Raw genomic sequence first — 20,847 nt, forward strand, 5'->3', positions numbered from 1 at the left:
GCGGCTACTGTGCCGTGCGGGCCCGGGCCCGGAACGCCGCCCCCTTGGCCCGGTTGCCGCAGTCACCCATGTCGCACCAGCGCCGCGAGCCGTTGCGGCTGGTGTCGACGAACACCCACCCGCAGTCGAGGGCCCGGCACGCCTTGAACCGGGCCCAGCCGGGCCGGGCCATGGCCCGGATCAGGGCGGTAAGCGCGGCGGCGCTGATCAGATCGGTCGAAGCCTCCGCGGTGGCGGGCCGCAGGCTGACCTGGTCGCCGTCGAACTCGGCGCGCAGGGCAAGTTCCGTCGGCGGGGCAGCGACCTGCTCGGTCACGACTCCGTTGTTACCCCAGGCCAGCTGCCTGATGAACGTGCGCATTGCGCGCAGGCGATCGAGCGCGTCGCCCTCGGCCTGAGCCGGCTCGCCGGTGACTTCAGCCCACCAGGCCCGGGTGCTGCGCGGGTCGGCCAGCTCGTCGGACGCCTCGTGGCCGGTGTTGGCCAACGCGATCAGCAGGCCCTCGTCCGTCTCGGCAGTCACCGTTCGCTCTCCGCCCCCGACGTGGGCCGCTCGCTTTCCGCTGCATGCGGGAACCGCGGGACGAACTCGCGCCGGAACCGTCGCAGCCGCCGGACGAACACCGAGACCAGCAATGCCGCGACCGCCGACGCCACAACGATTCCGGTAGCGACCTGCACCCAGGTAGAGACACCGAGCGCCTGGCCGATGATGACCGCGAGCACGCCGCCGATGACCGCGTTGACGATGCCGACGATGACGGGTGAACCGGCGAACAGATGCGTCGCCCCGATACGACGCCGGAAGCTGTACGTCTGGAGCAGGCCGGCTTCGTCATCGTGGTAGCCGGTCACCAGATACGGCTCGATCCCGGGGACGAGGTCGACGTAGGCGTGCCGCAGCCGGTTCATGCCGATCACCATCCAGGCGTCCTCGATGTCCGCCTCCATCAGCCGCGCGCACGTGGCCAGGCCGAGAAGCAGGACGAGCGGCAGAACCAGCAGGGCGATGACGCGGAAGTTCGGCCCGAAGCCCGTGGCCTGCACCACAAGCGAAAGCGCGACCACGGTGGCCGAGACGATCGCGAGGAAGGTGCCGGTCCGGCTGAAGATCTCCTGCCAGATGGCGCTCTTGGTCGCCAGCAGGCTCCAGTGCTCGGCCCCGAGGACCTGGGCCCGCAGCTCGGGCGCGGCTGACGGGACGGGCGGCGATGCCGAACTCTTCACAAGCAGAGATCCTGCCCTCAAGATGCTAACCAGTCAAGCCCATACGGCGGTTAGGAAGTCACTGCGCAGGGGGTGCCGTCCAGGCGGAAGTCGGTCGGGCCGGCGTTGGTGCCGCTGTAGGTGGCTTGCAGTCCGAACGTCGCCGTCGCGCCCGTTGCCAGCGCGCCGTTCCAGCCGGCGTTGCGGGCGGTCACGGCGGCGCCCGCCTGGCTGACCGCGGCGTTCCAGGCGCCGGTGACCTGCTGGTTGCCGGGGAACGTGAAGGTCAGCGTCCACGAGCTGCGGGCGGCGCCGAGGTTGGTCACGCTGACGTTCGCGGTGAAGCCGCTGCCCCACTGGTCGGCCGCCCAGCGCAAAGAACAGGCCGCGGCCGGCGGCGGCGTGGTGGGTGCACCCAGGGGCGGGAAGCGCAGGATCCGGTCGTCGCCGGTGGTCGGGGTGCCCCGGCCGTCGCGGTTGCTGGTGGTCACCCACAGGGCGCCGTCCGGCGCGCGTTCCACCGTACGGAGTCGTCCGTATCGGCCCTGCAGCAGAGCGACCGGCGTGCCCGCTCCCCCGGCGCCGTCCAGCGGTACGGACCACAGCCGCTGACCGCGCAGCGCGGCGACGTACAACGTCTGGCCGTCGATGGCGGCGCCGCTGGGCGACGCCTCGGCGGTGCTCCACACGACGATCGGGTTGCGGTAGCGGGTGTCGTCGGAGCGGCCCTCGACGACGGGCCAGCCGTAGTTGCCACCGGCGACGATCTGGTTCACCTCGTCCCAAGTGTTCTGGCCGAACTCGGCGGCGTACAGCCGGCCCTGCGCGTCCCAGGCCAGGCCCTGCGGGTTGCGGTGACCGAGGCTGTAGACCAGCGAGCCGGGGAACGGGTTGCCCGTGGCGGGCACCCCACCGTCCGGGCGCATCCGCAGGATCTTGCCGTTGCGGCTCTGCTGGTTCTGCGCGTTCGCCGTCACGTTGGCGTCGCCGACCCCCGCGTACAGCATGCCGTCGGGGCCGAAGGCGATCCGCCCGCCGTCGTGGATGCTCGCCTTGGCCAGCCCGCTCAGGATCACCTGCTGGGTCTGCGGGGCGTCCAGCCGGAACCGGGCGATCCGGTTGTCGGATGCCGCGGTGAAGTAGACGTACACGAAATTGTCTTGGGCGAAGGTCGGCGACACGGCCAGACCGAGCAGGCCCGCCTCGCCGGTGGCGGCCACCCCGGCGATGGTGGTGACAGTGGTCGGCGCGCTGCCCGGAGTCACCCGCAGCACGCGAGCACTGTTGCGCTCGGCCACCAGCGCGCTGCCGTCCGGGAGGAAGCCCAGGCCCCACGGGACGGTCAGGCCGGTCGCGACCACCTGCGGGTTGGCCAGGTCGGGCTCGAGGGCGGCGGCCGGCGAACTGACAGCGAGCTGCGCCGCCCCCAGAGCCAACGCGGCCACGGCACCGCCAACGACGATCATGCGACGCATGACTACCTCCACATCCGGGGAGCGCTCCCACAGTGGCCGTCCATACTGCCTCAATACATCGAATTACGTCAATGCGGACGGATCGGTGCTCAGCGCTTCACCGGACACGTTCGGCGACCCTCAGCTCAGTCAGGTAGCGCTTGACGACTCGGCCCCCGTAGTCGACGTCAATGAGCCGCGCGATGGAGCTGAGCAATGCCCTCTGCCGCGCGTCCGGCAAGGCACGGTGGCCGGAGTAGGTCAGCAGCAGATCCAGGTAGTCCGCCGTCGAGTACGGCAACTCCCACTCGTATCGGTAGAAGCTCGCGGGCCCGAACCGCTCCGACGAGGTCAGCTCCCGAGCATCCTGCGGGATGTCTCGGGCGCTTTCCAGACGCAGGCCCGGCGGGGTCGACGGATCGAAGCGCTCGTAAAGCTTCTGAATCTCGACGAAGAACGCCTCGGTCCAGGTGCCACCGGCGATGTGGCGGGTTCCCACGGTGGCCAGCAGACCACCGAGACGCAAGGCGTCAGCCGACTTCGAGACCCGCACGGCCGGATCGATCCAGTGAAACGCCGTCGCGGAGAAGACCAGGTCGAACGGTTCCGCGGCCAAGGGCCACTCCTCGAACGCTGCCGTCACGACCTCCACCGAGCCGGAGCCGGAGCCGGCCAGGTTACGCCGAGCCACAGCAGCCATCTCCGCGCCCAACTCGACGGCCACGATCCGGTAGCCCCGTTCCGCCAGCGACACGGTCGCCTGCCCGGTGCCACAACCGATCTCCAGCACCCTCGCACCGGGCGCAGCTCCGGCCGCAGCGAGATCATCGAACATCTGTGCCGGGTACCGGGGCCGCGCACGGTCGTACCGTTCGGCGTCCTCGTTGAAGGTTTTTCGCAGCCTCACGTAGTCATTGCTGTCGCTCACCCACAGAGGCTACGGGTGCCGCTCCGACGCCCGGCACTCAATTTCGGTGGCTCTAACGGTCGGCGGCGACGGGCGTACCCGCTCCAAGACCGTCACGGCGTCCGACGCTACGTCGTCCGGTCGGTGAGCAGCAGCACCTGGCCGGTCGTGAAGCGGCTCCACAGGCCGAAGGTTCCGGCCGGCCCGCGGCGTTCGGCGAAGCTGTGAGTGCGCCCGTACGGGTCGGTGCTGGCCGCGCCGAAAGACACCTGGAAGCGGGTGGTGGCGCCGCGCTCGGCTGGCGGCAGCGCCGAGGGCAGCAACTCGTCGGAGGCCCACCGAAAATCCTTCCCGTACGGGCCGGTCACGCGCTCGAAGGTGTTCTCCAGGATCACCCCGTTGGCCGGCACGGTGATGAGCACGCCGCGCAGGCCGTTCGCGTAGCGGGTGCTGAAGACGAGCACGTCGGCGGTGCCGCTGGGATACGAGGTCGCGGCACCCCGGCCGACCTGTGAGCCGGGCGGGCAGCCGTCCGGGCCGTCCGCCTCGAGCACGGCTCGGGCGCAGGTGGGGAACTTCGCCGGGTCGAAGCTGACCGAACGGTCGAACAGGAAGACGAACTGGGTCGCCGCGGCCGGTTTCGCACCGGTCGCCGTACGGCTGGTGCGGTCGAAGCTGATGACCACGCCGCGGCGCGTGCCCCCGTCCGGGCGGGTGGCAACGGTCAGGGTGTCGAGATTCTGCGGCCCGGGAACCGCCGCCATCGCCGCCCTGCGGTCCCGATCCCCCGGCCTGTGGCCGCCGCCGCCCTCGACGGCGAGCCGCTGGTGCTGCATCCCCGCTGGGATCGGGCCGTCCCTCACGATCGCATCACGGCTCACCTGCGGGCGGGCTCCACGGCGGCGTCAAGCGTACGGCGGTCGGGCAGGACCCGGCTTTGACGGCCGATCGACGCCTCGGCCCGCGACCCCGGCGGCCGGGCCAGGAAGTCGGCGGCGCTGCGGTCGGCGGGCTCAGGCCGTACGGGTCCTCGGACTCGGATCTGGCGACCCCGCGCCGGCCAGTAGAAAGTCAAGGCGGCCGCCGGATGCCGGGCCAGATCTTGACCTTTGGGGCTGTCCGCGTGCGCGGCGAACTGCCAGCCGTGCTCGTCGACGTTCTTGAGGATCAGGACGCGCGCCGCCGGGATGCCATCGGCCCCGACCGTGGACAGCGTCATGGCATGCGGTTCCCGTACGCCGGCATCGACCGCCTCGGCGAGCCAGGCGGCGAACAACTCGTCCGGCCGTTCCGGCGCCTTGTCCGTGTCGAAGACGGGCAGGTCACCGGCGAACACGGGCAGGCCGCGCAGGAAGTCCCTCATGCGAGGACGCTAAACCCGTACCCCGGGGTCCAGGTCAAGACGGACGGCGACGGCCAGGAACCGGTGCTCGGGATCGTCGTACGTGGTGAGCTGCCAGCCGGTGCGGTCCATGGAGTCGCCCAGCAGGTGCTCGGCGAGCGGCTCGTCGGGGCGCAGTCTGCGGCCGTGCCGGGCCGCCAGGGCAGCGCGGCCGGACGGGTGGAAGAGCACCAGCCGCCCGCCGGGCCGGGTGATGCGGGCCAGTTCGGCCAGCCCACCGGCCGGGTCGGGCAGGTGGTTGATCAGCCCGGCCGCGAACACGGCGTGCACGCTGCGGTCGGCCAGGGGCAGGTGACGGGCGTCGGCCAGCAGCAGCCGGGCGGCACTGTCGCGGGCGCGTTCGCAGGCGGCGGCCAGCATCTGCGGCGTGTGGTCGATGCCGATGATCGTCGCGCTCGGCCCGGTCGCCGCGCGCAGAGCCGGCAGCGCCCGGCCGGTGCCACAGCCGACATCGACGGCGACACCACCGGGCGCCAGCGCGGCCTCGGCCACGGCGTCCGCGTACGCCGGAAGGTCGGCACCGAACTTGACGTCCCACGTGGCGGCCCGGATGGCGAAGAACGCCCGCGACTCGGTGCGATACCACCCCTCGGCCGGTAGCAGGGCGGCGTTCATCTCGCGCAGCACGGGCCAGCCCGGATCGTGCAGGTCGACGACGACGTCGCAACCCTCGCCGCGATATTCGCCGGAGGGGCCGCGCACCCACACCGTCATGTGCCAAGCGTCGTCGGGGAGACGCTCGCGCCATCCGCGGCCGTCCACCACCGTGACCGCACCCGCCGGGCCGGACCCGACCGTACGCGCGACGCGGCGGCCCCGACCCCGCAGCCGGGCGGCGAGACCGTCGGCGAACAACGCCGCCCGATCGTCGGCACCGTCCACCAGAACGAGGCAGCTCTCGCCCGGCAGGGCGGCGATGAGGTGGTCCAGAACGGTCGTCCAACGGGCTCGTTGCTCGGCTGTGAGTGCCGCCTCGTCAACGCTCATAGCCCCATCATGCGAGCCGAAGACACAGATCACCATCCCGCAGATGCGGCTGATAGTGGCCGATCTACGCCGTAAGTACTGTTACTGATGGCGCTTTTGACTCGCAGGTGCGCACCCCCTTGCGACGGCTAAGATCACTGATCATGCCGTTGCTGTTCTCGTACGGAACCCTCCGCTACCCCGCCGTGCAGCAGGCCACCTTCGGGCGCGAGCTGGTGACCCGCCCGGACAGCATCGCCGGTTTCCGGCTCGAGCTGCTGCAGATCACCGATCCCGCGGTGATCGCCGTCAGCGGCGACACCCACCACCCGATCCTGCGGGCCACCGGCAACCCGGCCGACACGGTCGACGGCGCGGTCCTCGACCTGACCGACGACGACCTGCTGCGCGCCGACGAATACGAGGTCGACGACTACAAACGCGTCGAGGCGCCCCTCGCGTCCGGCGCCACCGCCTGGGTGTACGTCGGCGCCGGGGAATCCTGACCGGCCCGACCGCGACTGGGGCGCGGCGAAGCGGGCCCTGACCAGTCAACTGGACAGGGCCCGCTCGCGTCCGATGTCTTAGCGCAGTCCGGGTACGTCGACGACGATGAGCTCGGTGTCGTCGGCGCGGCCCGGGATGCGGCCGTCGTTGCCGGGGAAGTTGTTGTCGTTGGCGACCAGGACCTTCTCGCCGGCCAGCGGGAGCACCGACTCGACCGACTGCAGCGGGAACGAGAACAGCGGGCCGACGCCGTACTCGTTCGGGCGGGCCGGGGTGGACACGCCGTACGGGTCGGCGATGCGCATCAGGTCGACGGCGGTGCGTCGCGGCAGGACACGGTTGGCGTCGGCCTTGTCGAGGTCCGTCACGATCAGGCGCTTGACCACGGACTGCGGGCCCATCGCGTTGTCCCGCTCGATCAGTAGCAGCCGGCGGCCGTCGAGCACCGCGGCGTCGCCCACCACGAGGGACGGGTCGTCGACGCGGAACGTCCACGTGCGGTTCGTGTAGCGGTTGGCGCGCACGTCGAACTCGTACACGATCCGGCGGCGCTGGTCGGCGTCGTCGGTGCGGGCGCCCTCGAGGATCGGGTAGAGCGTCTTGCCGTCCGGGCTGACCGCCATCGCCTCGAAGCCGCGGCTGGCCGGCACGGTCGCGGTCTCCCCCGGCGCCAGGTCCGGCGACTGCGGCGACTTGCCGCCGTCGGGCAGCGGGATCGGGGCCTGCAGCACCTTGCCGGTGCGGTCGGTGCGCACCAGGTACGGCCCGAACTCCTCGCCCAGCCACAGGTCGCCGCGGTAGTCGCGGGCCAGCGACTCGATGTCGAAGTCGGCCCCGGTCAGCAGCCGGTCCTTGGTGTTCGCGTTGACGATCGGGAACGGCACCTTGCGGCCGGGGTCGCGGAAGCTGATGAACCCGCGGACATTCACCTTGTGCGTACGGTAATCGGGGTCGATGCGGTACGCGCGGAGCAGGAAGTCGGCCGAGTTGTTCTTCGCGCCGAAGCCGTTGTCGGGCATGGCGAGCAGGTGCTTGCCGGAGCGGTCACCGGCGTACGCGGGAATCACGGCGGAGAAACCGGGGATCGGCTGGCCGGGGAAGGGCGCGGTGATGCCGTTGACCGGGGCGGGATCCAGCTGCGTGCCGGAGACCGGGCCCGGCTGGTAGGCCGTCGCGGACAGGATCGCGCGGCTCCGCAGCGTAGCCTCCGGGCGGATCGTGACGGCCAGCGTGTAGAGCCGGGTGATCTGGGTGGCGCTGCCGTTGTCGTCGGAGATCAGGTGCAGCACGCGCCGGCCGCCGGGCAGCCGGTCGCCGAGCGCCATGCCCTCGATGTTGTCGAGCAGCGGGTTGGGCTGCGGCTGCTTCGCCGTCGCGCCGGACGGCGGGCAGGTCACCAGGTCGACCAGCAGCTGCTTGCCGAGCCAGGCGCGCGGGTCGGTCAGCGTCGTCAGCGACTCGACCCCGGTCACGTCGGGCGCGCCGGTCGCCGAGACCCGATAGACCCGTACGGTGTTGCCGACGCCCGCGGTGAAGCCACGCTCCAGGGCGAGCAGCTGGTTGTCACCGAGTGCGACCAGCTCGACCAGGCCCAGCGCCGGGTCGGTGCGGTACGCGTACTGGGAAACGGGTTTGTCGTTCTCGTACCGGATGATCCGGTGCCCGTCACCGTCGCCCGCCAGCGGACCCTCCATGCCGGCGTAGAGCACCCGGTGGTCGGGGGTGGCGGTCAGCGCCTCGAAGGTCTGGTTGACCGCCGCCTGCCCGGCCGGGGTCACCTGGAACCGGGCCGGCACCGGCAGCGAGGCGATCTCCTTGCCGTCGCTGAGCCGGAACCGCCGGATCGACGGCTCCCGCTCGGAGCTGGCCAGCACGGTCTTCCCCGACCGCTCGACCACGAGCCCTTCACCGTCAAAATCAGTTCCCGTGTATGCCGTGCCGTCCGGCCGCGTCAGGAAGGTGACCCCGCGGACGGCCGGCTTGGCCAGGTCCACGTCGTAGAGGCGGGCCGGGGTGGTGCCGATGTTGTCGACCAGCGCGAGCGCCCGCGAGCCGCGGGTCGGCGCCAGCGCGGACAACCCGGCGACCTGAGTGCCCTGGAAGGTGGTCTTGTCGAGTGCGTCGGAGACGCCGAGCAGCGAGGCGTCCGGCCCGCAGGATTTCGGGGTGGTCGCCGCGGCGGGCGAGGCCGGCACCACGGCCAGCGCCGAGAGCAGGACGGCCGCGCCTACTTGTCGTGAGAATGTCGTCACGTGGATACCGTGCAACAACGGCGGGAACACAGCGTGCCATCGTTGCCGCTCGATGGTCACCAGGCAGTGAACGTCAGGCGTTCCAGAACGGGTCGCGGCCGAGGTAGCGCAGCAGGCGGGCGGCCGCGTCGTCGTCCGGCAGGTCCGCCTCCGCCGACGCGTACGCGAAGCCCCGCAGCGGCTCCACGGTGGCGTGAGCCGCGGGCAGCAGCTGCTCGGCCAGGGCCGCGGTCAGCGGGCTCGGCCGGCCGGTGGCCACCGCGATGTCCCAGGCGTGCACCGCGGCATCCAGCGCACAGGCCCCGGCGGCCAGCTCGGGCGCCATGGTCGGAAACGGCGGCAACGGCGTCCGCACCGACTCCGCACCCGGCTCCACCGAATCCCACGCGGCGGTGGCCGCCCGCAGCGCGGGTTCGATCAGGTCGGCCACCTCACCGTCCAGCGTGGCCGGCGGCGCGAACGGATCCCAGGTCGGCAGGGGGCTGTCGGCGACCATCGAGGCCCAGCCGAGCTGGTCGCCGGCCGCGTGGAACAGCACCTGGGTCACGGTCCACTCCGCACAGGGAGTGGGATTGTCCAGCTGATCCTTGGTCACGCGGCCGGCGACCTCGCGCAACACCTGCAACGACGTGCTGAGAACCGCGTACGCCATGCCCGCACTCTACGCCGCTCCGGGTCAGGCGGCGGGGGCCGTTACGGCCGCTCGTCGACGCCGGCGCCGAGATACGTGGGGACGTCGGCAAGCAGGCCGGAGACCTCAGGGCTGAGCTCGTTGCGACGGCGGTGCAGCTCGGCGATCTTGTCGCCCAGCGAGGGATCGTCGTCGTCACTGATGTCGAAGATCTGCATGTTCTCGATCAGCTCGAGGCCGATCAGATCGGTGCGTAGCGTCGCCGGGTGGGTCAGGAACTCGAACATGCCGTCGAGGTCGTCGAAGACGAACGTCGCACCGTACTCGAACGCGCCGCCGTGGTCGCGGCCGACGACCCAGGAGCGTACGGACGGGACCGACCGGCCCGTCTCCCGCCAGCTCTCCAGCGCCGCCTCGATCCGCTCGGGTGACGCGGTCTCCTTCATCGCGGCGCGAATGACGTGGTAGATCATCTCGTGCTTCTTTCTAACGTGGTTAGATTTCCTAACATCGTTAAAGTAGGGCGTGTCCGGGAGAAGGTCAAGAGGGGCGGCTAGCGTTCGCCGGAACGGAGAAGTGAGAAGACGAACATGCCGACCAACGCACGACGCGCCCGCGAGCGGGCGAACACCCGCAACGCCATCGTCGAGGCGGCGCTGGCCGTCCTGGAGAACGAGGGTGCCGCCGCGCTGACGATCCGGCGCATCGCCAACGACGTGGAATACACGGCGCCGATCGTCTACCAGTACTTCGCGGGCAAGGACGCGCTCGTGCTCGAGCTGATCGAGCACGGGTACCGCCTCCTGATGGCCGACCTCAGCCGGCTTGCCGACGAGCCTGACATCGACCAGCGCGTGATCCGGATCGCGCGCGCCTACGTGCGCTTCGCGAACGAGCACCCGCACCTCTACCAGGCCATGAACGACGCCACGGTCGGCGCTGACGCCCGCCGGAAGGCCGCAGCGCCGGCCATCGGCCTCGTGGTGGAGCTGCTCACCGCCTGGTCGCAGACGCACGGCGTGCCGCTGACGGCGCCCGACGAGGCCTGCGAGATCGTCTGGGGCGCGCTTTACGGCATCGCCTCGCTCGGCAGCCTCGACTCCTTCAGCTCCGACCGCACCGAACGGCTCGCCGAGCAGGCGCTCACCGCGATCCTCCAGGGCTGGCGGGCCGGGCCTCGATGAGTTCGGCAGCGATCCAGCCACGGGCCGTCCAGCGAGGGCGCGGACCGGTCCTCCGCGCCCTCGCCTGAGCGGTGCGACAGGGTCAGCTGCGGCGGCAGGTCACGTCCTTGGCCGGCATCCGGCCGTCGACCAGGTACGCCGTCGTGAGGTTCTGGACGCAGGCGCTGTCGCTCAGGACGTACGCGCCGTGTCCGCTGCTCTCCGAGACGACCAGTTTGGACCGGTCGGCGAACTTCTTCCGCAGCAGCTGCGCGGCCGCCTAACCGCTGATGATCTCACCGGCCTCGGTCATGTCGATCGAGCGGCGCGGCAGGGAATTCTGGGCCGGGCCGTTCACCACGCTGCCGTCAGCGGCGTCGAACTGACTGCCGTGGCAGGGCACTGGATGACTCCGTCGGCGATCTTCGATGCGGCGCATCCTGGTGTGTGCAGGTGCTGCTGAACGCCCGGAAGACGCCCTCGGACGGCTGGGTCAGCACCACTTCCCGGCCGCTGAGAACCAGACCCCCACCGACCGGTACGTCTTCTGTCCGGGCGAGCACGTCAGCCGGCCGGCGCAGTCACCGTTGTCGGGAAGTACTCACGATCGGGCGCTCGACATTTCGTCGACATCGCTTCCACACGGTGGGTGGAGCGTGTGGAAGCGACGACAGCGTTGATCTGGAGGACTACATGCGCAGACTGCTCGCCACACTCGTATCCGTGTTCGCATTGCTGGGCGCCGTGACCTGGGGGTCACCGGCGTACGCGGCCGACACGATCGGCTGGGACTCGGGGATGAAGTGCTTCTTCCCGGGCTCGAACTCGCCCTTCTCGATCGTGAAGGTCGCCTGGGCCTATCACGTCACCAACGGCATCTACGTCTACAAGCCGTACGCGGTGCATGTGCTGGAGGCGGACGGCGCTCACCACTACACGGTGCGCTCGGCCGTCATGAGTCTCCTGATCAACCAGGGCGGAACGGGCCAGTACGACACGTGGAGCGGCACCACGACGTACACGTTCGGCCCCACTCGGCTCGGCAACATCACCTCGTACGCGGCCCGGGGGCAGGTCGCGCTGCAGACCGTCCTCACTTCGCCGAACGGCAACACCTGCCGGGTCCAGAACTCGCCGTCCTGATCGCGGACCGAGGGAACCTGCCTGGTCACCTCGGCCAGGCGGGTCTTCTCGCGGCCGGTAGCCTCACCGCTAGGTGTTGTGACATTCCTGTGGCTTGACGGTGACCGGCTGATGACTCTGATCGACCTCGGTGACGCGGAGACCGCCGCCGAGCCGGCTGCCGCGCCGATCAACCTGCCGCGGCTGCGTCGGCTGGCGCTGGCCGTTCTGACCGCACTGGGCCTGGCCGCCATGACCGCCTCGACGCCGCCGGCGCCACCCCTGGTGCGGCCGCTCTGGACGACGGCGCTGCAGCCGAGCGACACCGTGGCCGCGGACAGCCGGACCGTCTACCTGAATCGGAGCAGCCCCTCCGGCCGGGCCGAGGTCATCGCGTACGACCTGCGCACCGGGCGCCCGCGCTGGAGCACCCCGACCGGCGACGCGTACGGGATCCGGCCGGTCGGGGACGTCGTGCTGGTGACCACCGGCCCGCCGCCGACCGGCTCGCCGGGACCCCGCACGATCGCGCTCGACGCGGGGACCGGCAGGCGGCTCTGGCAGTCCACCGGCGCCTCCTCGTCGTCGGCGGGTGATCAGGTGCTGCTCGCCGAGATCGGCCGGGCCGGCGCGACCACCGCCCTGCGCCTGGTCGGGCTGCGCGACGGCCGCCAGCTGTGGCGACGCTCGATCACCCCGACCGAGGAGTGGACGACGATCATCGAGGCCGGCCGCCCCACCGCCGTCGTCACGGTGACCGGCGCCGGCGACGCCACGGTCTACAACTATGACGACGGAGCCGTACGCCACCGCAGCCGCATCCCGTGGACCGGGGTGTATTCCGCGACCCTCTTCTCCGCCGGTGCCCAGCTGGTGGTGATCCGTACGGCGTCCGCCCAGACCGCCGCCACCATCTACCGCGCCGCCGACCTGCAACCGCTGTGGCGATCCGACGAGCTGATCGGCTACGTCACCGGCTGCGGCCCGCTGATCTGCACGGCCGGCGTCCGCGGCGTGACCGGCCGCGACCCCGTCACCGGCGACCAGACCTGGCGGCGCGACGACCTGAACTTCGTGTGGGACCCCGGCGCCGGCCGGCTGCTGCTCTCGGCCAGCGCCAACCTGGCCTCGGCCACGACGGTGCTGGTCGACGCGGCCACCGGCCGGACGATCGGCCGACCACTCGGCGGTCAGGAGGCGTTCGTCGCCGGCCCCGCCAATTCGCTGATCCTGCTGCGGGCAACGGGAGTTCCCGACGACCGCACCGCGGTGACCCGCCTCGACCTGACCGACGGCCGGCAGACCGCCCTCGGCAAGCTCGACCGGCTCACCGAGCAGAAATGCCAGGGCGTCCCCGGCTATCTGCTCTGCCCGAGCGGAGACACCCTGACCGTCGCCGCCGTCAGCTGACGAAGGTCTCGAACTCCGCGACCCGGGGTGTCGACGTCGCGCTGAGAATGACAAAGGCGATCTTGCGCAGGGTGACCGGCTTGAACGTGATCGTGCCGGCCCCGGTGCCGGTGGCCAGGATGGAGCCGCTGTCGTGGTCGCGGACCTGCCAGGTGACGATGGCGGCGGCGGTCTCCCGGATTTTGATTCGGGAGAGAGTCACCGGGGTCTGCCACTTCACCGCGATCTCGCCGGTCCGGCCGACAGGTGACCAGGCCGTGCCGAGATCGCCGTCCCGGACGTCCTTGAAGCTGGTGCCGTCGGCCTTCGTGGAGCCGTCGGCGCCCCCGTCACCACGAAGGCTCAGATTCGGCTGCGGCGCGGGGCTGGCGGAGGCGGTGAGGTCGTGGCGGGCGGGCGCGGCCGGGTCGTGGCGTCCTCGATCCTCACGGGGAGCCAGCGTATCGGCCGTCATCGTTGTCCCGATAGGGCTCGCCTTCGTCATCGTTCGGTAAGGGTTTCCCCGCGCCGGCCGCGGTCTACTGGAAACATGACGATTCGCCGCCCGGCTGCCTGGGCCGCCGCGACCGTGCTGGCCCTGCTGGCCGGTCTCGGCCTCTACTGGTTCCAGCCGTGGAAGCTGGTCACCGACCGCCAGGTCGACGAGGCGCTCGCGGTGGTACCGGCGCCGGCGGCAGAAACATCGGGCCCGACGATCGCCCGTCAGGGCACCTTTATCAGCCACGAGCACGACACCAGAGGCATGGCCAGAGTGGTTCTGCACCCCGACGGCTCCCGTGTGCTCGAACTGCTCGACCTGGCCACCTCGAACGGCCCCGACCTGCGCGTCTGGCTCTCCGATCAGCCGGTGCGCCCCGGCCTGGACGGCTGGCGGGTCTTCGACGACGGCGCCTCGCTCGAACTGGGCCGCCTCAAAGGCAACCAGGGCAACCAGCGCTATGCCATCCCGCCCGGCACCGACCTGGACCGGCTCGCCAGCGTCGCCATCTGGTGCAAGCGCTTCTCGGTCTCCTTCGGCGCGGCCACTCTGCGACCTGAGCACTGAGGGGCTGATCAGCCCGCCGACCTGCGGCTGAGTGCTAGTCCGTCAGATAAAGGCATGAGATTCCCGGTACGCCGGGCGCGGGCGGTCGCCGTGCTCGCCCTCGCGATCGTGGTGCTGCCGCTGCTGGTGAACTTCTTGTCCGACGACACCCCGGACTGGCTGACCTCGCCGGCCCTCATCATCCCGGTCACGGTTTGCGTGTTCGCGGCCCTGGCCTACGACCAGTTCCGGCCGTTCGCCGACACCCAGGCACCGACCGCCGCCGCGGAGTCACGGTTCGCGCAGCGGCTGGTCAACACGACTCTCAAGACCCTCGAGGCGAGGGACCGCGGCTCGATCGACGTCGAGGCCGGGGTGGTGCTCGGCCCGGCCGCCCGGCTCCCGCTGACGCTGCGGCCCGCGGGCGAGGCCGACGGGCCGCACCGGGCCGTCTCCAGCGTGGCCGAGTTGGTCAACGCGGTGGTCGACCTGCGCGGCGGTCTCTCGGTCACGCTGGTCGGCGAGCCCGGCTCGGGCAAAAGCACTTTCCTGCGCGACGCCACCTGGGCGCTCGCCGAGGACGCGGCCGCGCGGCTCGGCCGCGGCGAGGAACCGGTCATGCCGGTCCTGATCGACGCCGGCTCGTGGCCCGCGGGGCTGGACCTCGCCGGACACGTGCGTCAAACCGTGCGGCAGAGCAGTGCGGTTCCCGGTGCGGCCGTCGATCGCTGGCTGGCCGCCGGAACCGTCTACCTGCTGATCGACAATCTGAGCTGGCTCCCGCCGCTGCGCCGTAAGAAGGCGATCGAGCAGGTGAACGCTTTCCGGACGGCCCATCCCGCGGTTGGTCTGCTGATCGGGGCCAATGCGGACGGCACTCGGGCCGGGGGCGCCGAGCTCGATCTGCCCGCGCTGGTCGTCGAGTCGGTCACCGCCGGTCAGGTGCACCTGCATCTCGACCGGTTCCGCGGCACCCACGACGAGCTACGGACGGTGGCGCGCGACTCTCCCGATCTGGTCGAGGTGCTGCGGACCCGGCTCTTCTTCACTACGGCGCTGCTGGCCTTCCCGGATCGGGACGGCACCACCATGCTACGGCTGCGCGACGGTGATCCGCGAAAGGCGATCATCGAGTCGTACGCGGAATCCATGTTGCTCCGGGACGACCGCGCCGGACCGCTCGCCGCACCGGGGGCCCGGGTGGAGCGCGAGGCGTTCCTGCGCGACCTCGGCTGGATCGCTGCCCAGCTGCATCGCCTGAACTCGTTCTATCTGCGCGACTACCTGATGGTCGAGTGGATCCCGCAGCGGACGGCCCGGCGGGTGATCAACCTGGCCGTCGGTCTGCTGGTGGCCCTGGTCGCCGCCCTCGGCGCGGCCACGATCCTCGTCCCCCGCCATCCGGTGGCCGGGCTCGGTGTCGCGCTGACGCTGTTCGTGCTGCTGAGCGCCGTCCACCTGCCGGACCGTACGGGCGACACCGCGATTCCCGTACGGACGGCGCGGCCGCGCGTCTCGTGGTCGGTCCGCGAGTTCCGGCGCGGATTCCGCCGGTTCGGCGGGCTGGTGACGATCGGCTGCGCGCTGTTCGACGCGTACCGCCTCTATCAGGGCCTGTCGGTCTGGGGCTCCCTCGACGCCGCTCAGCGGCAGCGTCTGCTGATCTTCGCGGTGGTCGCGGTGTTGTCGGTGAGCGCGCTGGCCCTGCTTCAGGGCGTCCAGTGGGATTGGACGGACACCGAGAACTGGGCCGTCGGGCCCGTCGTGCGCCCGTTCGGCCCGTTTGCCCTGCGCAGCGCGCGCTGGGCGGCCTACGCCGGCCTCACGTCCGGCGTCGTCACGGCGCTGACGTTCGCCACCGCGCGCATGCTCCTGACCGCCTTCAGCGCGGCCGACCGGCCGTACGGGGAAGTGCTCGCCTCGCTGCGGCCGGCGTTCGACGTCGGCGCCCTGGCCGCCGCCGTCGTCTTCGTCACCGTGCTCGTCGTGCTGCTCAGCGCCCGGCTGGAGGTCACGGTGGTGGAGGCCAGGCTTCGCGACGACGGTCTGATCCCCGCCGACCTGGCAGGCTTCCTGCACCGCGCCACCCGGCTCGCGCTCCTGCAACGCACCGGCGGCAACGAGTACACGTTCAGCCACCAGATCCTTCGCGACCACTTCGCGACCCGGGGCCCGAACCCGGGCGACAAGTTCCCGCAAGCCACGCTGTGACCGCGTTCGGAGCTATTCCTCGGCCTGTTCCGGTGCGGCGTAGCGCTCGATCATCGTGTCCCAGTTCAGCACGCCGACCCGGTCGGCCCATTCCTGCCAGCGACGGGCCATGGCGGCCACCCGTGCCGGGTCCGCGGCCGCGCGGTCGTCGAGTTCCGTACGGTCCTCGTCGATGTTGTAAAGCTCCCATCGGCCGGGGTGGTCGCGGACCAGTTTCCACGGGCCGACGCGGATCGCGGCGTTGCCGATGTGCTCCCAGTAGAGCGCGGCCTCCTCGACCGTGCCGCCCCGCAGCGCGGGCAGCATCGAGCGGCCCTCCCCCGGCCCGGCCGGCACTCCCGCCGCCTCGAGCAGGGTGGGCAGCACGTCGACCAGCTGGAAGGCGTCGTGGACGACGGCGCGGGCGGCCAGGCCGCCGGCGGGCCAGCGCATGAGGAACGGTGTGGAGATGCCGCCCTCGTGCACCCAGCGCTTGTATTTGCGCAGGGGCGTGTTGGACAGGTTGGCCCACGGGACGCCGTAGCTGGCGTACGTGTCCTCGGGCCCGGGCTCGAGTGCGGCGGTGTTGCCGGGGCGCACCGGGCGGCCGTCGCGGGTGCCGGTCCGCAGCACGCTGTCCTTGGCCGCGAACTGCTCCGGGGTGCCGATCGGCAGTTCCTCGGCCGAGGCGCCGTTGTCGGAGAGGAACACCACGATCGTGTCCTCGGCCCGGCCCGAGCGCTCGATCGCGTCGAGCACAGCCCGTACGCCGTCGTCGAGCGCACGCACCTGGGCCGCGTACGTCTCCATTCGCCGCGCCTGCCACGCCCGGTCGTCGGCGTCGTCCCAGGCCGGCTGGGACGGGTCGCGTTCGCTGAGCGGCGTGCCGTCGGCGATGATGCCCTCCTCGACGAGCCGGGCCAGCCGCTTCTCGCGCAGCACGTCCCAGCCCTCGTCGAACGCGCCGGCGTGCGGGGCGATGTCGGCCGGGCGGGCGTGCAGCGGCCAGTGCGGTGCGGTGAAGGCGAGATACAGGAAGTACGGCCGGTCGCCGGGGTGGGCGTCGATCCAGCCCGCGGCCTCCCGCGCGATGGCCGAGGTGTAATAGAAGTCCGGGTCGTCGCGGGCGTCGGTGGCCGGCGACTCCTGGCGGGTCAGCGTCTGCGGGTCGTAGTAGCTGCCGCAGCCGGCGAGGGTGCCGAAGAACCGGTCGAAGCCGCGGCGGGTGGGCCACGAGTCGTTGGGCGTGGCGGTGTCGGCGGCCAGGTGCCATTTGCCGCTGAGCCAGGTGGTCCAGCCGTGCTCGCGCAGCCGGTCGGCGATGGTCGCGCAGGCCGGGTCGAGCGTGCCGGGATAGCCGAGGGGCAGGTCGGGCCGGGTCAGCACGCCGATGCCGGTCTGGTGTGGATGCAGGCCGGTCAGCAGCGAGGCCCGCGACGGGCTGCAGCGCGCGGTGTTGTAGAACTGCGACAGCCGTACGCCTTGCCGGCCGAGCTCGTCGAGCGCCGGGGTCGCGATCTCGCTGCCGTAGCATCCCAGATCCGAGAAGCCGAGGTCGTCGGCGAGGATGAGAACGATATTCGGCGACGGCATGCCGTCATGAGAACAGATATAGTTACCGCATGCAACTAACTGGCTTCGGCACCTCCGAGGATCTCGGCCGGGTCAACGCGTCGCTCGTGTTGCGCACCGTGCTGGCCGAGGGGCCGCTGGCCCGGGCCGAGATTGCCGACCGGCTGGGCCTGCGCCGCGCCACGGTCACGCGGGTGGCGGCCCGGCTGCTCGAGATCGGCGTGCTGCGCGAGGGCGAGCCCAACCGGTCCAACCCCGGACGCCCGACCGTGCCGCTGGAGCTGGGCGGGCACGACCGGGTGGTGCTCACGGCCCATTTCGGCACCCGCGAGCTGCGGGTGGGCGCGGTCAACATCCGCGGTGAGATGCTGCAGGAGAGCCGCCGGCCCTATCGCGACCCCGCCCCCGAGGCGGTCGCCGAGATGGCCCGCGAGGGGTTGGGCGCGCTGGCCGGCGAGCTGCGCGGCGGCGAGACGCGGGTGCTCGGCGTGGGCGCCAGCATCGCCGGCTGGGTCGACCCGGCGACCGGGGTGGTGGCCCGGTTCGCGCCGCTGGGCTGGACGGATGTGCCGTTCGGGCGGCTGCTGACCGACGAGCTGGAGCTGCCGCACTACTTCGACCAGACCGTACGCGGGCTGGCGCTGGCCGAGCGCATGATCGGCGCCGCCCGCGGCCATCAGGACCTGCTGATGCTCTGGGTCGGCAACGTGCTCGGCGCCGCGATCGTCAACGAGGGCGCCGCCCGGCAGGGGCCCCGCGGCGCGGCCGGGTCGATCGCGCACTTTCCGGTGGGCGAGCACGGGCACGCCTGCGAGTGCGGGCGCACGGACTGCCTGCAGCAGCTGCTCACCGACGGGGCGATCCTGCGCGACGCGATCGGGGCCGGCATCGTGCGGCCGAGCGCCTCGATCCGTACGTTGGTGCAGGTGGCCGAGGACGGTGACGAGGCCGCCATGGCACTGATGGCCGAGCGGGCGGCGGTGCTCGGCCGGGCCGCGGCGGCGATGAGCAACCTGATCAACCCGCCGCTGGTGGTGGCGGGCGGGCTGGTGCCGACGGCGCGCGGCTTCATGCCGGCCTTCACCGAGGCGTTCGAGCGGGCCGGTGAACGCGGGGGCGAGATCCGGGTGGCCGGCTCGGCGTTCGGCGACGCCGCCCCGACGATCGCCTCGGCCGCATTCCTGCTCGACGCCTTCTACCGCGACCCGTTCGCCTTCGACCCCGCCTGAGCGACAGCGCCCGCCCAAAAGACAGCGCACGCCCGAGCAACGGCGCACGCCCGAAAAACAGCGCACGCCCACGCCGGCGCGCTGAGGTCGCCCATAGTGGGGGTGAGGGCCGGGGTGGGGGGACGGCGACGGGGACGTTGTCGGGCGGGGAACGGCGGGGACGGCGGTTCGGTGGCGGCGAGCAGGTAAGCCGAGGCCAAAAACATATAGGCGAGATAGGGCTTGCATTTAGTTGTAGCCCGTAACTATGGTGTGACGATGATCGCACTGAAGCCACGCGCCACCGCAGTGGCCGCAGCCGCGGCGGCGCTGATGCTCGCCGCCGGGTGCACCTCCGCAGTGAATCAGCAGGGCGACACCGGCGGCACGCCGTCGCGTGGCGGCACCCTGCGCATCGTCCAGGGCGCCGACGTCCAGCCGGCCACCCTCATGTCGCAGAACAACCCCAACTTCAGCCTGACCCGCACGGTCTTCAATTCCTTGATCCAATACGACCACAAGACGCTCGAGCCGCAGCCCGAGCTGGCCACCGCGTGGGAGACCTCGGCCGACGGCAAGACGCTGACCTTCACCCTGCGCGAGGGCGTGAAGTTCCACGACGGGCGGGCCTTCACCGCGGCCGACGTCATCGCCGACCTCGAGATCATCCAGCGGGCCGAGGTCGCCTCGCAGGTCAAGGGCATCGCCAAGCAGATCGCGCAGATGAAGGCCGAGGGCGACACCAAGCTGACCATCACCTTCAAGCGGGCCATGAGCAACACGCTCGACCTGTTCCTGATGATGCCGATCATCGACCCGAAGACCGCCGACGCCACCTTCGCGGGCACGTCGTTCAACGGCACCGGGCCGTTCAAGGTCGAGAAATACACGCCCGGCCAGGGCTTCACGCTCAAGCGCAACGACCAATACTGGGACAGCGGCAAGCCCCTGCTCGACGGCGTCACCATCACCGTCGTACGGGATTCGCAGTCGATGTTGTCGTCGCTCAAGTCGGGGCAGAGCGAACTCGCGCTCGACCTGGCGCCGCTGGACGCCACCACGATCAAGAACGACCCGGCGTACAAGCTCGTCGAGTCCGACGCCAACGACTCGGTCGCGTATGTCGGCTACAACGTGACCGTGCCGCTGCTGGGCGACAAGAAGGTGCGCCAGGCGATCTCGTACGCGATCGACCGCGACCGCATCCTGGCCCAGGTCTACGGCGGCATCGGCCAGGTCACCTCGCTGCCCTGGGCGCCCAGCTCCCCCGCCTACGACCAGGCCTTGGTCAAGCATTTCACCCACGACGTGGACAAGGCCAAGAGCCTGCTGCAGGAGGCGGGCGCGGCCGGTAAGACCGTGAACGTGTACTACGACTCCGGGTTCGGCCCCAACAACGGCATGGCCGAGATCATCCAGTTCGACCTGACGGCGGCCGGCCTCAAGCCGAACCTGCAGCCGTTGCAGGCCAGCGACTTCCTCAGCAAGCTGCGCTCGGGCGGGTTCGACGGCATGTTCGTCACCGCGCACGGCTTCGGCCAGATCGGCCCGGCCACGCTGCTGGGCGGCGCGTTCCCGTTCAACTTCACCAAGAACGCGTCGTCGTTCGTGAGCCCCGAATACCAGCAGCTCGCCGAGAAGGTCTGGTTCAGCCCGGGCAAGCCCGACGCGCAGACGCTGGCCCAGGTCAACGACTTCCTGCTCGACCAGCAGTTCGTCAGCGACCTGGTGACCAGCACCCACACGTACGCGACCAGCAGCAAGCTGCAGGGCTTGAGCTGGACGATGCTCGACTACCTCGACCTCGACGACGCCTCGCTCGCGAAGTAGAAG

At 71.1% G+C, this 20,847-nt stretch carries 23 protein-coding genes; 8 read left to right on the forward strand and 15 right to left on the reverse strand.

The window, feature by feature from the left end; all coding sequences use genetic code 11:
- Nucleotides 1–4 precede the first annotated feature (4 nt).
- From JKJ07_RS37870 to JKJ07_RS37900, 7 genes are all read right to left on the reverse strand, one after another.
- Complete coding sequence (locus JKJ07_RS37870) at nt 5–523, reverse strand: CGNR zinc finger domain-containing protein (protein ID WP_307834614.1); 519 nt, start codon at nt 521–523, stop codon at nt 5–7.
- Nucleotides 520–1,227, reverse strand: a complete 708-nt coding sequence (locus JKJ07_RS37875; protein WP_202996818.1) for a hypothetical protein — start codon at nt 1,225–1,227, stop codon at nt 520–522. Before JKJ07_RS37875 ends, JKJ07_RS37870 begins: the two co-directional genes overlap by 4 nt.
- Nucleotides 1,228–1,277: 50 nt before the next feature.
- Complete coding sequence (locus JKJ07_RS37880; RefSeq protein ID WP_202996819.1) at nt 1,278–2,681, reverse strand: PQQ-dependent sugar dehydrogenase; 1,404 nt, start codon at nt 2,679–2,681, stop codon at nt 1,278–1,280.
- A 97-nt stretch (nt 2,682–2,778) separates the two neighbouring features.
- Nucleotides 2,779–3,588 carry a class I SAM-dependent methyltransferase gene (locus JKJ07_RS37885; protein WP_202996820.1) on the reverse strand — a complete coding sequence of 270 codons (810 nt, stop codon included), beginning with the start codon at nt 3,586–3,588 and terminating at the stop codon, nt 2,779–2,781.
- 107 nt (nt 3,589–3,695) lie between these two features.
- On the reverse strand, nt 3,696–4,403 hold the full coding sequence (locus JKJ07_RS37890; RefSeq protein ID WP_202996821.1) for a hypothetical protein: 708 nt from the start codon (nt 4,401–4,403) through the stop codon (nt 3,696–3,698).
- Between the two features lie 41 nt (nt 4,404–4,444).
- Complete coding sequence (locus JKJ07_RS37895) at nt 4,445–4,930, reverse strand: pyridoxine/pyridoxamine 5'-phosphate oxidase (RefSeq protein WP_202996822.1); 486 nt, start codon at nt 4,928–4,930, stop codon at nt 4,445–4,447.
- A gap of 9 nt (nt 4,931–4,939) precedes the next feature.
- Nucleotides 4,940–5,956 carry a class I SAM-dependent methyltransferase gene (locus JKJ07_RS37900; RefSeq protein ID WP_202996823.1) on the reverse strand — a complete coding sequence of 339 codons (1,017 nt, stop codon included), beginning with the start codon at nt 5,954–5,956 and terminating at the stop codon, nt 4,940–4,942.
- A 143-nt stretch (nt 5,957–6,099) separates the two neighbouring features.
- Between JKJ07_RS37900 and JKJ07_RS37905 the strand changes: the two genes are divergently transcribed.
- A complete protein-coding gene (locus JKJ07_RS37905; protein WP_202996824.1) occupies nt 6,100–6,441 on the forward strand; it encodes a gamma-glutamylcyclotransferase family protein in 342 nt (113 codons plus the stop codon).
- 78 nt (nt 6,442–6,519) lie between these two features.
- Here JKJ07_RS37905 and JKJ07_RS37910 read toward each other — a convergent pair whose 3' ends face one another.
- The 3 genes from JKJ07_RS37910 to JKJ07_RS37920 form a co-directional block, all read right to left on the reverse strand.
- Nucleotides 6,520–8,694, reverse strand: coding sequence for an esterase-like activity of phytase family protein (locus JKJ07_RS37910; RefSeq protein WP_202996825.1), 2,175 nt, complete (start codon nt 8,692–8,694; stop codon nt 6,520–6,522).
- A 73-nt stretch (nt 8,695–8,767) separates the two neighbouring features.
- The gene (locus JKJ07_RS37915; RefSeq protein ID WP_202996826.1) at nt 8,768–9,346 is read right to left on the reverse strand and encodes a TIGR03086 family metal-binding protein; all 579 of its coding nucleotides are present in this window, start codon (nt 9,344–9,346) and stop codon (nt 8,768–8,770) included.
- A 41-nt stretch (nt 9,347–9,387) separates the two neighbouring features.
- Nucleotides 9,388–9,798 carry a Dabb family protein gene (locus JKJ07_RS37920; protein WP_202996827.1) on the reverse strand — a complete coding sequence of 137 codons (411 nt, stop codon included), beginning with the start codon at nt 9,796–9,798 and terminating at the stop codon, nt 9,388–9,390.
- Nucleotides 9,799–9,915: 117 nt separating this feature from the next.
- Between JKJ07_RS37920 and JKJ07_RS37925 the strand changes: the two genes are divergently transcribed.
- The gene (locus JKJ07_RS37925) at nt 9,916–10,509 is read left to right on the forward strand and encodes a TetR/AcrR family transcriptional regulator (RefSeq protein WP_202996828.1); all 594 of its coding nucleotides are present in this window, start codon (nt 9,916–9,918) and stop codon (nt 10,507–10,509) included.
- Between the two features lie 82 nt (nt 10,510–10,591).
- Here the strand turns inward: JKJ07_RS37925 and JKJ07_RS52330 are convergent, their stop codons facing one another.
- From JKJ07_RS52330 to JKJ07_RS52525, 3 genes are read right to left on the reverse strand one after another with little or no spacing between them, the layout of a single operon-like run.
- Nucleotides 10,592–10,756 (reverse strand): alpha/beta hydrolase, encoded by a 165-nt coding sequence (locus JKJ07_RS52330; RefSeq protein WP_202997047.1) that lies wholly within the window; start codon nt 10,754–10,756, stop codon nt 10,592–10,594.
- Nucleotides 10,757–10,768: 12 nt separating this feature from the next.
- The gene (locus tag JKJ07_RS50540; protein ID WP_236030594.1) at nt 10,769–10,927 is read right to left on the reverse strand and encodes a Rieske (2Fe-2S) protein; all 159 of its coding nucleotides are present in this window, start codon (nt 10,925–10,927) and stop codon (nt 10,769–10,771) included.
- A complete protein-coding gene (locus JKJ07_RS52525) occupies nt 10,857–11,051 on the reverse strand; it encodes a Rieske (2Fe-2S) protein (RefSeq protein ID WP_498370762.1) in 195 nt (64 codons plus the stop codon). The genes JKJ07_RS50540 and JKJ07_RS52525 overlap by 71 nt, the downstream gene beginning before the upstream one ends.
- Before the next feature lie 160 nt (nt 11,052–11,211).
- On the opposite strand from JKJ07_RS52525, the gene JKJ07_RS37940 reads away from it, so the two are divergent.
- Together JKJ07_RS37940 and JKJ07_RS37945 are read left to right on the forward strand one after the other, a co-directional pair.
- The gene (locus JKJ07_RS37940; RefSeq protein WP_202996829.1) at nt 11,212–11,631 is read left to right on the forward strand and encodes a hypothetical protein; all 420 of its coding nucleotides are present in this window, start codon (nt 11,212–11,214) and stop codon (nt 11,629–11,631) included.
- A 111-nt stretch (nt 11,632–11,742) separates the two neighbouring features.
- Nucleotides 11,743–13,020 (forward strand): outer membrane protein assembly factor BamB family protein, encoded by a 1,278-nt coding sequence (locus JKJ07_RS37945; protein ID WP_202996830.1) that lies wholly within the window; start codon nt 11,743–11,745, stop codon nt 13,018–13,020.
- On the opposite strand, the gene JKJ07_RS37950 is transcribed toward JKJ07_RS37945, so the two are convergent.
- Nucleotides 13,013–13,474 carry a hypothetical protein gene (locus tag JKJ07_RS37950; protein WP_202996831.1) on the reverse strand — a complete coding sequence of 154 codons (462 nt, stop codon included), beginning with the start codon at nt 13,472–13,474 and terminating at the stop codon, nt 13,013–13,015. The genes JKJ07_RS37945 and JKJ07_RS37950 overlap by 8 nt on opposite strands.
- Before the next feature lie 75 nt (nt 13,475–13,549).
- Here JKJ07_RS37950 and JKJ07_RS37955 point away from each other — a divergent pair, with 75 nt between their 5' ends.
- Both JKJ07_RS37955 and JKJ07_RS37960 read left to right on the forward strand, forming a co-directional pair.
- Entirely contained in the window at nt 13,550–14,065 is a 516-nt protein-coding gene (locus JKJ07_RS37955; RefSeq protein ID WP_202996832.1) for a DM13 domain-containing protein, read from the forward strand.
- A 54-nt stretch (nt 14,066–14,119) separates the two neighbouring features.
- A complete protein-coding gene (locus tag JKJ07_RS37960) occupies nt 14,120–16,255 on the forward strand; it encodes a P-loop NTPase family protein (protein ID WP_202996833.1) in 2,136 nt (711 codons plus the stop codon).
- Between the two features lie 12 nt (nt 16,256–16,267).
- Here JKJ07_RS37960 and JKJ07_RS37965 read toward each other — a convergent pair whose 3' ends face one another.
- Nucleotides 16,268–17,827 (reverse strand): arylsulfatase, encoded by a 1,560-nt coding sequence (locus tag JKJ07_RS37965; RefSeq protein WP_202996834.1) that lies wholly within the window; start codon nt 17,825–17,827, stop codon nt 16,268–16,270.
- 29 nt (nt 17,828–17,856) lie between these two features.
- Here JKJ07_RS37965 and JKJ07_RS37970 point away from each other — a divergent pair, with 29 nt between their 5' ends.
- A complete protein-coding gene (locus JKJ07_RS37970) occupies nt 17,857–19,035 on the forward strand; it encodes an ROK family transcriptional regulator (RefSeq protein ID WP_202996835.1) in 1,179 nt (392 codons plus the stop codon).
- A gap of 258 nt (nt 19,036–19,293) precedes the next feature.
- A complete protein-coding gene (locus JKJ07_RS37975) occupies nt 19,294–20,844 on the forward strand; it encodes an ABC transporter substrate-binding protein (RefSeq protein ID WP_202996836.1) in 1,551 nt (516 codons plus the stop codon).
- Nucleotides 20,845–20,847: the final 3 nt, after the last annotated feature.

This window comes from Paractinoplanes lichenicola (assembly GCF_016785085.1).
GTDB lineage: Bacteria > Actinomycetota > Actinomycetes > Mycobacteriales > Micromonosporaceae > Actinoplanes > Actinoplanes lichenicola.

Bases quoted from the DNA above. Each gene is read 5' to 3' on its own strand.
- JKJ07_RS37880 (WP_202996819.1), bottom strand. From the start codon at position 2,681: ATGCGTCGCATGATCGTCGTTGGCGGTGCCGTGGCCGCGTTGGCTCTG.
- JKJ07_RS37890 (WP_202996821.1), bottom strand. From the start codon at position 4,403: ATGCAGCACCAGCGGCTCGCCGTCGAGGGCGGCGGCGGCCACAGGCCG.
- JKJ07_RS37895 (WP_202996822.1), bottom strand. From the start codon at position 4,930: ATGAGGGACTTCCTGCGCGGCCTGCCCGTGTTCGCCGGTGACCTGCCC.
- JKJ07_RS37900 (WP_202996823.1), bottom strand. From the start codon at position 5,956: ATGAGCGTTGACGAGGCGGCACTCACAGCCGAGCAACGAGCCCGTTGG.
- JKJ07_RS37905 (WP_202996824.1), top strand. From the start codon at position 6,100: ATGCCGTTGCTGTTCTCGTACGGAACCCTCCGCTACCCCGCCGTGCAG.
- JKJ07_RS37915 (WP_202996826.1), bottom strand. From the start codon at position 9,346: ATGGCGTACGCGGTTCTCAGCACGTCGTTGCAGGTGTTGCGCGAGGTC.
- JKJ07_RS37920 (WP_202996827.1), bottom strand. From the start codon at position 9,798: ATGATCTACCACGTCATTCGCGCCGCGATGAAGGAGACCGCGTCACCC.
- JKJ07_RS37925 (WP_202996828.1), top strand. From the start codon at position 9,916: ATGCCGACCAACGCACGACGCGCCCGCGAGCGGGCGAACACCCGCAAC.
- JKJ07_RS50540 (WP_236030594.1), bottom strand. From the start codon at position 10,927: ATGCGCCGCATCGAAGATCGCCGACGGAGTCATCCAGTGCCCTGCCAC.
- JKJ07_RS37945 (WP_202996830.1), top strand. From the start codon at position 11,743: ATGACTCTGATCGACCTCGGTGACGCGGAGACCGCCGCCGAGCCGGCT.
- JKJ07_RS37950 (WP_202996831.1), bottom strand. From the start codon at position 13,474: ATGACGGCCGATACGCTGGCTCCCCGTGAGGATCGAGGACGCCACGAC.
- JKJ07_RS37955 (WP_202996832.1), top strand. From the start codon at position 13,550: ATGACGATTCGCCGCCCGGCTGCCTGGGCCGCCGCGACCGTGCTGGCC.
- JKJ07_RS37960 (WP_202996833.1), top strand. From the start codon at position 14,120: ATGAGATTCCCGGTACGCCGGGCGCGGGCGGTCGCCGTGCTCGCCCTC.
- JKJ07_RS37965 (WP_202996834.1), bottom strand. From the start codon at position 17,827: ATGCCGTCGCCGAATATCGTTCTCATCCTCGCCGACGACCTCGGCTTC.
- JKJ07_RS37970 (WP_202996835.1), top strand. From the start codon at position 17,857: ATGCAACTAACTGGCTTCGGCACCTCCGAGGATCTCGGCCGGGTCAAC.
- JKJ07_RS37975 (WP_202996836.1), top strand. From the start codon at position 19,294: ATGATCGCACTGAAGCCACGCGCCACCGCAGTGGCCGCAGCCGCGGCG.